The organism is Streptomyces sp. NPDC058459, from assembly GCF_042721685.1.
In the GTDB taxonomy this organism is placed as follows: Bacteria; Actinomycetota; Actinomycetes; order Streptomycetales; family Streptomycetaceae; genus Streptomyces.
The window spans coordinates 1-13436 of the sequence record NZ_JBHXLV010000178.1; the positions used below are offsets into that span (position 1 = coordinate 1).

General features: G+C 71.5%; 11 protein-coding genes, 2 pseudogenes and 1 riboswitch. Of the genes and pseudogenes, 7 read left to right on the forward strand and 6 right to left on the reverse strand.

The genetic code is table 11. From position 1 onward, the window contains the following. A partial coding sequence (locus tag ACFWN1_RS25635) for a winged helix-turn-helix transcriptional regulator (protein WP_384366406.1) occupies nucleotides 1-392 on the reverse strand: 392 nt, incomplete at its 3' end. A 95-nt stretch (nucleotides 393-487) separates the two neighbouring features. Here ACFWN1_RS25635 and ACFWN1_RS25640 point away from each other — a divergent pair. The 5 genes and pseudogenes from ACFWN1_RS25640 to ACFWN1_RS25660 all read left to right on the forward strand — a co-directional run bounded on the left by ACFWN1_RS25640 (nucleotide 488) and on the right by ACFWN1_RS25660 (nucleotide 5722). Then, entirely contained in the window at nucleotides 488-1354 is an 867-nt protein-coding gene (locus ACFWN1_RS25640) for an SDR family oxidoreductase (RefSeq protein ID WP_384366409.1), read from the forward strand. A gap of 158 nt (nucleotides 1355-1512) precedes the next feature. Then, on the forward strand, nucleotides 1513-2469 hold the full coding sequence (gene rarD / locus ACFWN1_RS25645; protein ID WP_384366412.1) for an EamA family transporter RarD: 957 nt from the start codon (nucleotides 1513-1515) through the stop codon (nucleotides 2467-2469). A gap of 483 nt (nucleotides 2470-2952) precedes the next feature. Continuing rightward, nucleotides 2953-4356: a hypothetical protein gene (locus ACFWN1_RS25650; protein WP_384366415.1), complete on the forward strand. Its 1404-nt coding sequence runs from the start codon at nucleotides 2953-2955 to the stop codon at nucleotides 4354-4356. A 25-nt stretch (nucleotides 4357-4381) separates the two neighbouring features. Beyond that, nucleotides 4382-4807, forward strand: a pseudogene (ribD, locus tag ACFWN1_RS25655) (bifunctional diaminohydroxyphosphoribosylaminopyrimidine deaminase/5-amino-6-(5-phosphoribosylamino)uracil reductase RibD); the annotation flags it as partial. Nucleotides 4808-5251: 444 nt separating this feature from the next. After that, nucleotides 5252-5722, forward strand: coding sequence for a VOC family protein (locus tag ACFWN1_RS25660; RefSeq protein WP_384366436.1), 471 nt, complete (start codon nucleotides 5252-5254; stop codon nucleotides 5720-5722). A gap of 127 nt (nucleotides 5723-5849) precedes the next feature. Here ACFWN1_RS25660 and ACFWN1_RS25665 read toward each other — a convergent pair whose 3' ends face one another. Next, complete coding sequence (locus ACFWN1_RS25665) at nucleotides 5850-6887, reverse strand: hypothetical protein (RefSeq protein ID WP_384366418.1); 1038 nt, start codon at nucleotides 6885-6887, stop codon at nucleotides 5850-5852. Between the two features lie 196 nt (nucleotides 6888-7083). Here ACFWN1_RS25665 and ACFWN1_RS25670 point away from each other — a divergent pair, with 196 nt between their 5' ends. Then, complete coding sequence (locus tag ACFWN1_RS25670; protein WP_384366421.1) at nucleotides 7084-7674, forward strand: flavodoxin family protein; 591 nt, start codon at nucleotides 7084-7086, stop codon at nucleotides 7672-7674. A gap of 7 nt (nucleotides 7675-7681) precedes the next feature. Here ACFWN1_RS25670 and ACFWN1_RS25675 read toward each other — a convergent pair whose 3' ends face one another. The 4 genes from ACFWN1_RS25675 to ACFWN1_RS25690 form a co-directional block, all read right to left on the reverse strand. Next, a complete protein-coding gene (locus tag ACFWN1_RS25675; protein ID WP_384366424.1) occupies nucleotides 7682-8557 on the reverse strand; it encodes an ABC transporter permease in 876 nt (291 codons plus the stop codon). Then, the gene (locus tag ACFWN1_RS25680) at nucleotides 8544-9506 is read right to left on the reverse strand and encodes an ABC transporter ATP-binding protein (protein ID WP_384366427.1); all 963 of its coding nucleotides are present in this window, start codon (nucleotides 9504-9506) and stop codon (nucleotides 8544-8546) included. The genes ACFWN1_RS25675 and ACFWN1_RS25680 overlap by 14 nt, the downstream gene beginning before the upstream one ends. A 37-nt stretch (nucleotides 9507-9543) precedes the next feature. Next, nucleotides 9544-10761: an outer membrane lipoprotein carrier protein LolA gene (locus ACFWN1_RS25685; protein ID WP_384366430.1), complete on the reverse strand. Its 1218-nt coding sequence runs from the start codon at nucleotides 10759-10761 to the stop codon at nucleotides 9544-9546. A 224-nt stretch (nucleotides 10762-10985) separates the two neighbouring features. Beyond that, nucleotides 10986-11996, reverse strand: coding sequence for a polyprenyl synthetase family protein (locus ACFWN1_RS25690; protein ID WP_384366433.1), 1011 nt, complete (start codon nucleotides 11994-11996; stop codon nucleotides 10986-10988). A gap of 583 nt (nucleotides 11997-12579) precedes the next feature. Then, a riboswitch (cyclic di-AMP (ydaO/yuaA leader) is annotated at nucleotides 12580-12790 on the forward strand. A gap of 3 nt (nucleotides 12791-12793) precedes the next feature. On the opposite strand from ACFWN1_RS25690, the pseudogene ACFWN1_RS25695 reads away from it, so the two are divergent. Next, nucleotides 12794-13246, forward strand: a pseudogene (locus tag ACFWN1_RS25695) (transglycosylase SLT domain-containing protein); the annotation flags it as partial. Nucleotides 13247-13436 lie beyond the last annotated feature (190 nt).

Below are 13436 nucleotides of genomic sequence, written 5' to 3' on the forward strand. Positions count from 1 at the left end.
GCCCGGGAGCGTGTCTCCCGGGCCGCGTCGTAGGCGCGGCGGGCCTTCTCCACCTGGCCCATGCGGTCCTGGGTCCACCGGGACAGCGCCCTGATCTGCTCGGCGGCCTCGCGGCCCAGGGCGGTGAGGGAGTAGTCGACGCGGGGCGGGATCACGGGTTTGGCGTCCCGGTGCACCAGGCCGTCGCGCTCCAGCGTCTGGAGGGTCTGGGTGAGCATCTTCTCGCTGACCTCCCGGCCGCCCCAGCGGCCGACCGCCCGCCGCAGCTCCCCGAACCGGTAGGAGCGCTCCAGCAGCTCGACGAGTACCAGCACGCCCCAGCGGCTCGTCACATGCTCCAGCACCAGCCGTTGCGGGCACTGAGCGTCGCTGACCTCATTGCTTACCGTCATAGCAGTACCTTACTTGAAAGTGGGTACTGTCGTTTGGTTAGCGCGGTTCCTAGGGTTAGTGACGTAACTCGACGTTCCCCTTAGGAGAGATCCCCATGAGCATCGTCGTCACCGGAGCCACCGGACACCTGGGCCGCCACGTCATCGCCCAGTTGCTGGAGCGGGTCCCGGCCGAGCAGATCACCGCCGTCGTGCGGGACGAGGCGAAGGGCGCCGGGTTCGCCGAGCGCGGTGTGCGGCTCGCCGTCGCCGACTACAACACCCCCGAGTCCTTCGACGGCCTCTTCTCGGCCGGCGACAAGGTGCTGCTGATCTCGGGCAACGAGTTCGACAAGGGCCGGGTGGGCCAGCACCAGGTGGTCATCGACGCGGCGAAGGCGGCGGGGGTGGCGCTGTTCGCGTACACCAGCGCGCCGGGCACCCTTACCGCGACGCTGGCCGACGACCATCGGGGCACCGAGCAGGCGGTGCTCGCCTCCGGGCTGCCGTACTCGCTGCTGCGCAACGGCTGGTACCACGAGAACTACACCGAGAACCTGGCCCCCGTGCTCACCCACGACGCGGTGGTCACGGCGGCGGGCGAGGGCCGCGTCTCCTCGGCCGCGCGCGCCGACTACGCCGCCGCGGCGGTCGCCGTGCTGACCGGCGAGGGCCACGAGAACACCACGTACGAGCTGGGCGGCGACGTGGCGTGGGGCTTCGACGAGTACGCGGCCGACCTGAGCGCGCGGACCGGGCGGACCATCACCTACCGGCCCGTCTCCGTGGAGACCCTCAAGGACATCCTGACCGACGCCGGGCTGCCGGACGCGCTCGCGGAGATACTGGCCAAGGTGGACGCGTCGATCGAGCGGGGCGAGCTGGTGGTGCCGGGCGGGGATCTGTCCCGGCTGATCGGCCGGCCGACGACGCCGCTCGCGGTCGCGGTGGAGGAGGGGCTGAAGGCGGCGCAGGCGGGCTGAGGGGCCGAGCCCGTCCGGGCACGCCGCCGCCTCATCCCTTCCGGTCATGACCGTATGGCGATACGGGCATGACAGGCGGGGTGGGGCGGCGCTACCTTCGTTCTCGCGTGGCGGAATGCGCGAGGTTCTCGCGTGGCGAGTGCGAGAAGGAGGAGCCCGTGGCCGGGACGTCCAAGGGTGAACACCGGATAGGCCTGCTGAACGGCCTTGCCGCGTACGGCATGTGGGGGCTCGTCCCCCTCTTCTGGCCGCTGCTGAAGCCGGCGGGGGCCATGGAGATCCTGGCCCACCGGATGGTGTGGTCCCTCGCCTTCGTCGTCGTCGCGCTGGTGTTCGTGCGGCGGTGGGCCTGGGCGGGCGAGCTGTTGCGGCAGCCGCGCAGACTGGGGCTGATCGCGGTGGCCGCCGCCGTCATCACGGTGAACTGGGGCGTCTACATCTGGGCCGTGAACTCCGGTCACGTGGTGGAGGCGTCCCTCGGGTACTTCATCAACCCGCTGATGACCATCGCGCTGGGCGTCCTCCTGCTGAAGGAACGGCTGCGGCCGGTGCAGTGGGCGGCGGTGGGGGTCGGCTTCACGGCCGTGATCGTCCTGACCGCGGGCTACGGCCAGCCCCCGTGGATCTCCCTCTGCCTCGCCGCCTCCTTCGCGGTGTACGGCCTGGTGAAGAAGAAGGTCGGGCTGGACGGCGTCGAGTCCCTCGCCGCGGAGACGGCCATCCAGTTCCTTCCCGCGCTGGCGTACCTGATCTTCCTCAGCGTGCACGGCGACCTCACCTTCGCCACGGAGGGGCCCGGCCACGCCGCCCTCCTCGCCTCCACCGGCATCGTGACGGCCCTCCCCCTGGTCTGCTTCGGCGCCGCCGCGATCCGCGTCCCCCTCTCCACCCTCGGCCTCCTCCAGTACCTGGCCCCCGTCTTCCAGTTCCTCCTCGGCGTCCTCTACTTCCACGAGGCGATGCCCCCGGAGCGCTGGGCGGGCTTCGCCCTGGTCTGGCTGGCCCTGATCCTGCTGACCTGGGACGCGATGCGCTCCGCACACCGGGCCCGAGTGGTGACGACATCCCGCCGGACGGACCCGGCCGCGACCGGGGCGAAGGCGGTGGACGCCTGAGGGCGTCCGTCGGTCGGCCTGGGACGCGCATCGCCGCGGGCACGCGCTGAAGCAAGCGTCCAGCCGTGCGCCATGTGAGCAGGCGGACGTCACACCCTCCTCTGTGTGGCACAGGCGAAGTGCCAGTAGGCGACCAGCGGAGGTGTGTCACGGCGTGCGAGCAACCCCCGTCGGCATACCTCCAGGCTCCGGATCGGCTGCCCGCAGCCGGGGCACGTCTCCCCCGCCGGCGCGTACGTCGTGTACTCCCACTGCCGTGCGTCGGTGTCGGCCCCTGCCTCACGCACTCCGGTCGTAGCTTCGGTCACTGGCATCAGCCTCCTGGTGATCACGCACGTGGAACTGCTCCGGTGCAGAGCTTCCGCCAGCGGGGGGACACCTGGGAACGACGAACGGGGAACCCCGCTTCCCGTTCGGGGAACTCCGTCACCGGGTGATGGCTACGGTGATGACGAGATCACTTCCGTCGTCGCGGGGGAATTCATGGAAGACCGCTCGGCACAGCGCCATGGCTACGCGTTGACCATTCCCGATGCTCTGCTCCACAGTGATGCCATGCGCCGCGCCTGTGCGGCCCGTGATTTCCGGGAGATCTTCCGTCTCGTCAACAGGCGGACCGGTTCCAGCTATGCGGTGATCGCCTCTGCGGCCGGCAAGATGACGACTTCACGGGTGAGCGACATCGTGCGTGGAGTACGCGGCATTCGCGGGCAAGGAGTCATGGAACGTGTCGCCGACGCGTTCGGAATTCCCGGCGGGATGCTGGGACTCCCGCCGCGTCCCTGGGAGGGTGCCCAGGGACCACCGAAGGCGGCACCGCCGGGTGACAACTGCTCTGACGTCCTCCTGGTCACGGTGACATTGGAGGGCAGGAGGCACGTGGTGCCCATCAGTCGGCGAACCCTGATCACCGGTGCGATGGGGGCGGTTCTTGGCGACCGCGTGCCCCCGCCCTCCTGGGAGTTCGAGAGTCCGAGGCTGGATGGAAGCCGTATCGAGGCCGCCGTGGAGCACCTGCGGGAGATGTGGCATTCACTGGTCCGCGCCGACAACATTTTCGGTCCCGGACACGCCCTCGCTTCCGTACACCAGCAACTGAACATTCTCGAGTCCCTTCTCGAACACGCGAGGGGAGCACAACGGCTCGAGCTCCTGGGACTCGCGGCACAGTACGCGGAATCCGCCGCGTGGCTGCACGAAGACATGGCCGATATGCCACAGGCCGTCGCATGGACAGGCCGGGCCATGGAGTGGGCGATGGAGTCGGGTGACAAAACCATGACGACCTGGACCTTGTTCCGCAGGAGCCAGCAGGCGACCACGGCGAAGAAGGCGGCGCAGACTGTCGGTCTGGCCCGAGCTGTTCAGCGCGATGCGGCTACTCATCCGGCACCCGTGCGGGCGGCGGCTCTGCAACAGGAGGCACACGGACACGCGTTGGGAGGAGACGAGGTCTCCAGTCAGCGCTGTCTCGACGAGGCGCACGCGTTCGCCGCCTCACCCGGGACCAAGGGCGATGCGAGGTCGGGGCACGGGGACTTCTGCACGGCCGGCTATATCGAAATCCAGCGGGCAACCTGTTGGCTCACTCTCGGGCACCCCGAACGTGCGGTCCCCGTCCTCGAAGCCGGGCTCAGGGACCTGCCGGACGCCTACCAACGTGATCGCGGGCTGGCGCAGGCTCGGCTGGCGATGGCCTACGCCGGTATCCGGCAATACGATCAGGCCGCTGAAGCGGCGGCCGTGGCACTCGGCATCGCGGACGGGTCGGGATCGAAGCGCACGCTGGGGGAAGCGGTGGCGGCGGTCAACTCGCTGGCAACGGCGCACGATTCACCCACCGTTGCCAGCCTGTTCGAGCGGGTCGAGGAAGGGCGGGTTCTCTGAGGTGAAGGCGCTTGAGCTGGATGCCATGCGGCGAGCGATCGCCATCTCCGCCCAGGGGCTCGGGTCTGCCAGTCCCAATCCACCGGTGGGATGCGTCGTCCTGGATCGGGGCGGGCGGGTCGTCGGGGAGGGGTACCACCTGCGCAAGGGACAGGCTCATGCCGAGGTCAACGCGCTCGCGGCGGCCGGGGACAGGGCAGTGGGCGGGACTGCCGTGGTCACCCTGGAGCCGTGCAACCACCACGGACGCACTCCCCCCTGCCGTGAGGCGCTCATCGACGCGGGTGTCGCACGCGTCGTCATCGCCGTGATGGACCCCACCTCGCGCGGGGAAGGCGGAGCCGAGCTGCTGCGCCGGGCCGGGGTGGAGGTCGAGCACGGGTTTCTCGTGGAGGAGGCTCTGCCGGTGCTCGGGCCGTGGCTGGCTTCCCTCACCCATGAGCGCCCCTTCGTCACTTGGGTCTACGGGCAGGAAGGGGCGGCTCTGTCGGACGAGGTCGAGCTGTTGCGGCAGTCGCACGACCTTGTGGTCCGGGCAGGCGGATTGGTCGAGGAGGGGCGGCCGGGAAGTCATGGGACCGGGGTTTTCCGGGTGCCGGACCGTCCCCTGGAGGGCGACGCCGGGCAGGCTCTGCAGGTGCTCGGGGCGGCGGGGGCGCGTTCTGCGCTGGTCGTGGGGGCCGACGCTGTTCCGGGTATCGAGCGACTGGCCGACCGGGTCGTCCGCCATCTGTCGTTCACGACGGTGTCGCAGTCCGCTCTGCCCGCAGGGTACCGGCTCAGCGAGGTCACGCGCGGTGCAGGGCACGTACGTGTGGTCGGGGAACAGGTTCAGGTGCGCGGAGGTGGGGAAACTGGCCGTGTGGGCGGGCCGCTGGGGCGCTATGAGGGCCGCATGGTGACTTCGTCGCGGCCCGAGCCGCTGCACTGGAAGATCGTGGTCGACGCGGTCGATCCGCATACGCAGGCCGACTTCTGGGGGGCGGCCCTGCGCTACGAGCCCGAGGACAACAGTGCGCTGATCGAGCGGCTGCTGTCGTCCGGGGCGCTGGCCGGGGAGGCCGCGGTGGAGTATCACGGGCGGCCGGCGTTCCGGGATCTGGTGGCCGTGCGGCATCCCGATGATCCGTACGACCCGGAGACGGGGACCGGGCTGGGGCGGCGGCTGCTCTTCCAGCGGGTACCGGAGGCGAAGGAGGGCAAGAACCGGCTCCATCTGGACCTGCACCCCGGTCCGGAGCGGCGGGAGGGCGAGGTGGCGCGGCTGACCGCGCTGGGGGCCACCGTGCTGCGCGAGGTCGAGGAGCCCGCGGGTTCGTGGACCGTGATGGCGGACCCCGAGGGGAACGAGTTCTGCGTCCAGTAGAGGACAGGGGCAGGACAGTCCGTGAGTCAGCGCCCGCACCGATGCGGCCGTACCGGACCGCCACTCGGCGGCCGTGTGGTGCGGGTCGCGGAGAGCTGCGAGGGCACGGTCCTGAAGTGAGGTGACCTCACGCGTCGGACCCGGCCGCGCGGGCGGTCAGCCGGGCCATCCGGGTGCGGGCCGACTCCAGGGGGCGGGGGTCGGCGGCGGCAGGGCCGGGCTCCGCCGCGAGCGCGGTCCACACGCCGATCAGTTCGCGCCCCATCCGCAGGCCCTGCTCCGGGTCCCGTACCGCCCGCCACGCGGTCGCCGCGCTGCGGACGTTGCCGTAGGCCGCCGCCGGGTCGCCCGACTCGGCGCGCTTGCGGGCCAGGTCCAGCGAGAGGTCGAAGGCGCGGGCCGGGTCGCCGGTCAAGTACGCGATGTACGCGCAGAGTTCGCGCAGGTGCAGCATTTCGGGATGGCGGGGGCCCAGCGCGCCGGACGCGTCGGCGACCGCCCGGCTCGCCAGCTCGGCCGCCCGCTCCACCTGCCCCTCGCTCACCGCTTCCCCGATCCGCCGCCACGCCGCGACACCCTCCGCGCCCTCCGCCACGGGGGCCTCCGCGAGCAGCTCTTCCGCGATGGCGTCGAAACGGCTCGGCGGCATGGGCTCGGGGTCGGACCGAGGGGCGGGCGCCGGGGTCGGGTCGGGGATGAGTTCAGGCTCGGGGACGGGGGCGAGCGCGGGGGCCGAACTGGACTTTTCCTTGGTGTAGTTGACGCGTCGGGGAGCGAGCCCGGGTATCCCCTCAGCCGGAGGCGCACCCACCGGTGCGGCTGCCTCGCCCCCCATCACCGGCGGCGGCCCGAACACCCCCCGAGGCGGCCGTACCGTCCCCGGTGCCGCCGGCAGCCGGGTCGGGGACCCCGTCATCCGGGTCGTCCCGTCCGGGGAGATCTCCAGCGGAACCAGGCAGCCGGCCGCGTCGTCGTGGATGGTGGCCCGTATCGGGGTGCCGTGGGACGTGGCCAGGTGGCGGAGGTGGTTGAGCACGGCGTCGTGGATGTCCTCGTCCGGAGCCGGGAGCACGGGGGTGCCGGCGACCGACGCCGTACCGGTGGCCGAGAGGCGGACCTGGACCGGACGGTCCCCGGGCCGCTTCTCGAAGATCGGTCGAGACATCCGCTTTCCCCCGCTCCTTAGGCGCCGCGTTCCGGTCGTACGCCTCCCGACAGCCAGTCTCGCCGCCCGCCGCGCCCCGCGCGTCACCGCGACGTCACAGCATCGCACCAGCGAGCCTTGGCAGAATTACTTGCGCGTGCATAAGATGCGGGCAGTTTTATTGTGGCTTCAACCGCACACGCTGCCGGGGGTCCCCATGAGCCGTCGTTTCCTCTTCGTCCTGGGCAGCGCCCGCACCCAGGGCAACACCGAGTTCCTCGCCCGTGCCGCCGCCGAGCAGTTGGCCGAGGGGCCGGAGCAGGTGGAGCAGGAGTGGATCGGGCTGGCCGGGCTCCCGCTGCCCGAGGCCGAGGACCTGCGGCACGACATCGACCACGTACGGCCCGCCGCCGACACCCCGGCCGGGACGCTGCTGGACGCCACCCTGGCCGCCACGGACATCGTGATCGTCTCGCCGCTGTACTGGTACTCGCTGTCCAGCCTCACCAAGCGGTACCTGGACCACTGGTCGGGCTGGCTGCGCATCCCCGAGGCCGGCTTCAAGGAGGCCATGGCGGGCCGGACCCTGTGGGGCGTGACGGCGCTCGCGGACCGGGACCCCGCGGTGGCCCAGCCCCTGATCGGCAGCCTCAACAACTCCGCCGCCTACCTGAAGATGCGCTTCGGCGGGGTCCTGCTGGGCAACGGCAGCGGACCCGGCGACATACGCCACGACACCGAGGCGCTGGCCCGCGCGAAGACCTTCTTCGCGGGCGAGACCCCGCTCGCCCGCTTCCCCGGCGCCTGAACGGGGCTCAGGCCGTGATGTCCCTCGTCGTGAAGCGCGCCCACGCCGCCGTGCCGAAGACCGCCGCGTAGAGCGCCTGGAGGCCGAGGTCGCGGCGGAGGCCGTCCCAGGGGACCGGGTCGCGCAGGAGGTCGGCGAAGGACAGCCAGTAGTGGGAGAACAGGTACGGCTGGATCGTGTGCAGCTGCGGGATCTGGTCGAGGATCTGGACGGTGATCAGCAGTCCCACGGTGGTCGCCATCGCCGCGATCCCGCTGTTGGTCAGGGTCGACACGAACAGCCCGAGCGCCGCCACCCCGGTCAGGGAGGCCGCCACCGCCAGGGCGATCAGCAGCGCCCGGAGCAGGCCCTCGCCGAAGCCGATCCGGGTGCCGGAGATGGTGGTGACCTCGCCGAGCGGGAACAGCAGCGCGCCCACGGTCAGCGCCGAGACGGCGACGACCAGGGTGGCCAGCAGGCAGAAGGCCAGCACGGTGGCGTACTTGGTCAGCAGCAGCCGGGTGCGGCCCGCCGGGGCGACCAGCAGATAGCGCAGGGTGCCCGCGCCCGCCTCCCCCGCCACCGCGTCCCCGGCGATCACCCCGACCGCCATCGGCAGGAAGAACGGCAGGGTGGCCGCGAGCGCGGTGAAGACCAGGAACAGGCCGTTGTTGGTGATCTGCGCGATGAACGCCGGACCGCCACCGCCGCCCCCGCCGGCCGCCCCGCCGTCCCCCGTCTCGACCCGCACCGCGATCCCGATCAGCACCGGCACCGCCGCAAGCACCGCGAGCAGCACCAGGGTGCGCCAGCGGCGCAGGGTGGTGACCAGCTCGCTGCGCAGCAGCCCGAAGGCCCACAGCGGCCGGCGCACGGCGGGGTACGTCGGCTCAGCCCGCGACATCGAAGCCCTCTCCGGTCAGTGCGACGAACGCGTCCTCCAGCGAGGCCCGTACCTGCGTGAACCCGCGCACCCGCACACCGGCCGCGACCAGGGCGGCGTTCACCTCGGCGAGGTCGCGGCCGGGCGGTTCCCCGGTGACCGTCTCGCCCGTCACCGTGAGGTCGGTGACGCCCTGCTCCCGGAGCACGCGGACCGCGTCGGCCGGGTCCGGGGTGGTGACGGCGAGCCGGCCGCGCACCCCGGCGGACAGGTCGGCCACCGCGCCCTGGATCACCAGCCGGCCCCGGGTCATCACCGCCGCGTGGGTGCAGACCTGCTCGATCTCGTCGAGCAGGTGGGAGGAGAGGAAGACGGTGGTGCCGTCGGCCGCCAGTTCCCGGATGAGGCCGCGGATCTCGCGCATGCCCTGCGGGTCGAGCCCGTTGGTGGGCTCGTCCAGGACGAGCAGGCGGCGCGGGCGGAGCAGGGCGGCGGCGAGCCCCAGTCGCTGCTTCATGCCGAGCGAGTACGCCCTCGCCTTCTTGCCCCCGGCCGCGGCGAGCCCCACCCGCTCCAGCGCGGCGGTGACGCGGGCGCGCCGGGTGCGGGGGTCGGCGGCCGGGTCGGCGGCGTCGTAGCGCAGCAGGTTGTCCCGGCCGGAGAGGAAGCCGTAGAGCGCGGGGCCCTCGATGAGGGCGCCGACCTCGGGCAGTACGGCGCGGCCGGCGCCCGGCATGGGGCGGCCCAGGACGTGCGCGGTGCCCGAGGTCGGTTCGATCAGGCCCATCAGCATGCGGATGGTGGTGGTCTTGCCGGAGCCGTTGGGGCCGAGGAAGCCGAAGACGCTGCCCGCCGGGACGGTCAGGTCGAGACCGTCCACGGCGAGCTGTCCGCCCCGGTACCGCTTGGTGAGGCCGCGCGTGGCGATGGCCGGCGCGGTCCCGGGTCCGGCGGCGGACGGTGGCTCCATCGGTTCCCCTCGTGTGTCGGGCCGCTCCGGCGGGCGGTCACTTGTCCGCGTCGGCCGCCTTGACCAGGGCGTCCTTGGTGACCGCGCCCGCGTACACGGTGCCGTCGTCGGTGATCAGGGCGTTGACCAGGCGGGTGGAGAAGACGGTGCCCTTGCCGAAGCCGCCGGAGACCGGGTCGCCGAGCGAGCCGAGGAAGCCGCCCATGGCGCCGCCCTGACCGGAGGGCTTCTCCCCCTTGGCACCGGCGTCGAACTTGGCGATGGTGGTCCAGCCCTCGCCGATGGTGTCGGCGCCGCTCAGGCCGCCCGGCGCGAACTCCTCGCCGAGGCCAGCAACGTGCTCCCGCCCGCCGTCCTCGCCCGGCTTCGCCTCGGTGACCTTCGCGCCCTTGGGCGGGCGGAAGTCGAAGGTGGAGGCGGGCGGCGCGGCGAAGGAGACCTTGGTGAAGCCCACGTCGAGGACGGGAGCGCCGCCGCTCTTCGGGGCGAGGGTGAACTTCAGCGGCAGTCCGGTCCTGGCGTCGACGCCGATGGTGACGTCGCGGACCGTGGAGCCGGCCTGCCTGGGCTTGATGACCAGCTGGTAGGCGTCGCGGCCGGCGATGCGGGTGGTGCCGTCGACAGTGACCGAGGTGGTGCCGTCGACCGACTTCAGGGCCTCCTCGGCGAAGTCGTCCGGGGTGGCGGGCCGGTGCTCGCCCCTGTCTCCCCTGTCGCCCTTGTCTCCCTTGTCGCCGGAGTGCTGGGCGGTGGTGTGGAAGACCTCGTTGCTCGCGCTGTCGTAGCCCCACACGTCCTTGCTGTCGTGGATGAGGCTGTACTCGGCGTCGCGCTCCAGCAGCGAGACCTTCTGCTTCTCGGGGCCGTCGGCGGCGACCCGCAGGGTGTGGGTGCCGGAGGTCAGTTCGGTGAGCTTGGTCCGCGGGTCGGCGGAGGAGCCGTCGCTCTCCTGGCCGGAGCCCATGGCGCCCTGGAGGGAGCCGAGGTCGGGCAGGCCGAGGTCGGTGCTGACCTTGACGGTGCCGGACATCCGCTGGACGTCGGACTTGGCGATCTTCTCGATGAGCTGCTGCGCGCTGATCTTCGGCAGGTCCGGGTCGCCGGAGGCGGCGAGCGCCGGGACCAGCCCGATGGTGGCCGCCGCGACACCCACCACCGCCACGGGCACGACGTACCGGGCGGCCTTGCGGCGTCCGGTACGCGGGTCCTCGTCGGGGCCGGTACCGGTCGCGTGGTCGGATTCGTACGGTGCCATGTCTGCCCTACCTCCGTCGTCGGCGGCTGCGCTCTATGGGGTCCACCTGAGCCGCCATTCTCACCCGGATCGGTGAGGAGTGGTGGTTTCCCTGGTTCCCATCAGACCAACTCGGCAGTCCTAGGGCGTCAGCCCACGGAGCCAACTACGCGTACACCTGCGGTATGACGTACGGACCGGGCGCCCGCACCGACCCGTAGGGGTCGCACGAGCGCCCGCGAAGGCTAGCCCGCCCGGTGCACCACGGCGTCGCACAGCTCGATCAGCGCCGACTTCGCCGGGCAGTCCCTCAGCGGGGCGAGGGCCGCGCGGGCCTCCTCCGCGTACCGCACCGCGTCGCGGCGGGCCTGGCCCAGCGCGGGGTGCACGCGGAGCGCGGCGAGCGCGGCGGCGAGCCGGGTGTCGTCGGTGAGGTCGGAGTCCAGCAGCTCGCACAGCGCGAGGTCGGCGGGCTCGCCGAGCCGGGCGGCGCGCTCGCGCAGCCGCAGCACGGGCAGCGTCGGCACACCCTCGCGCAGGTCGGTGCCGGGGGTCTTGCCGGACTCGTCGGAGTCGGAGGCGATGTCCAGCACGTCGTCGGCGAGCTGGAAGGCGACGCCGAGCCGCTCGCCGTACTGGGTGAGCACGTCGATGACGCTCTCGTCGGCGCCGGACATCATGGCGCCGAACCGGCAGGACACGGCGACCAGGGAGCCGGTCTTGCCGGAGAGCACGTCGAGGTAGTGCTCGACGGGGTCGCGGCCGTCCTGGGGACCCGCTGTCTCCAGTATCTGGCCGGTGACGAGGCGCTCGAAGGCGAGGGCCTGGACACGGACGGCCCCGGGGCCGAGATCGGCGAGTATCTGTGTGGCGCGGGCGAAGAGGAAGTCGCCGGTGAGCACCGCGACGGAGTTGCCCCAGCGGGTGTTGGCGCTCTCCACGCCGCGCCGCACGGCCGCCTCGTCCATGACGTCGTCGTGGTAGAGCGTGGCCAGGTGGGTCAGCTCCACGACGACGGCGGAGGGCACGATGCCCGGGGCGTGCCCGTCGCCGAACTGGGCGGACAGCAGGACGAGCAGGGGACGGAAGCGCTTGCCGCCGGCCCGCACCAGGTGCTGGGCGGACCCGGTGATGAAGGGGACCTCGCTCTTGGTGGCCTCTAGCAGGCCCGCCTCGACAGCAGCCAGTCCGGCCTGGACATCGGCTTCCAGTGCCTGGTCCCGCACGCTCAGCCCGAACGGCCCGACGACGGTCACGAGGTATCTCCTGTCTGCTGGTGTCTGCTGGCGACTTCACGGCTTGTCGATAGGTCGCTGCCATCAGTCAAGTCAGCGTATCCGGTCCGCTTTGGATCACCGATCGCACCCACCGGTCCAGCTCGTGAGGTATCGGTTTTCGTCCGGCATGTCCTGGATGAGCGGACAGGAGTCGGTATCAGAGGAGTCGGTCGGGCACTCCGGCACTCCGGGAGCATGTCGGTCCAACGAACGGGAGCGCCCCGGAGGTTCCGCCCTAGAGGGACCTATCTGGCCCAATATCCACAGGCAGCCCAAATCCACATAATCCCTCATGTCTAATTTTGCGTATTTTGCGATTTAGTGAGTTGGCTCACGCGGGCCACCCCCGCACGACCACCCCCCTCACCTCCCTCACACCCCCTTCTCACCTCCATCTCACCGCGCCCAGCGAGGAAGTTGAGGATTGGCGACCGCAAAGGATCAAGCGGGCCAATCAGGACAGAACAAGGTCAACTAGTACTTCGGGTGAATCCACTACTTGTTCCGGACATGTGCGGTCGCATACGTTCCGGCCCAAGTCAGGCGAACGCCAAATCCTGCCGCGCCTGACACACCCACTCACGAACTCATTCGTACGGCAGGAGCGGGGGACCCAGGTAAGCCGCCGGACCGGTTCGACAGCCGTCGTGCCGGGACGGCTCGGGGTGAAGCCACGACGTCCCCGGTGTCCGACGGGCACCGGGGACGACGCGGCCGGGCACCTCCCCGCCCGAACCCGACAGCTCACCTCGCAGGCGACGGAGAGGAACTTCCACATGTCTGCTGTCGCTCAGCCGCGCCGTGCCCGCACCAAGCGCATCGTCCGCACGCTCGCCGTCACCGGTACCGGTGCCGCGATGTTCGCGCTCCCCCTCATCGGCGCCGCCGGCGCCTCCGCCGCCCCGGCCGCCAAGCCCGCCGCCTCCGTCGTGTACCCGAACAACCTCGACGGCTGGATCCGCAAGTCCCTGGCGATCATGGCCGAGAAGAACATCCCGGGCACCTACCACGGCATCCACCGCAACGTGATGCGCGAGTCCTCGGGCAACCCGCTGGCCATCAACAACTGGGACATCAACGCCATCAAGGGCACCCCGTCCAAGGGCCTGCTCCAGGTGATCGACCCGACCTTCCGGACCTACCACGTGGCCGGCACGTCCTTCGACCCGTACGACCCGGTCGCCAACATCACCGCCGCCTGCAACTACGCGTACCACCGCTACGGCTCGCCCCCGCAGAACACCACGGGCACCTCCCGGCCCACCAGCGCCCGTACGAGGCCTCCGGGCCGCTCCGGCAGCGGCCCCACGACGATCGCCGCCCGCCGCAGCCGCGCCTCACGCACCAGCGCGGCCGCCGGCCCCGCACCGTCGCCCTGGCTTCCGTCCGGCCGGTACCGCAGCACGGGCAGGCCGGCAC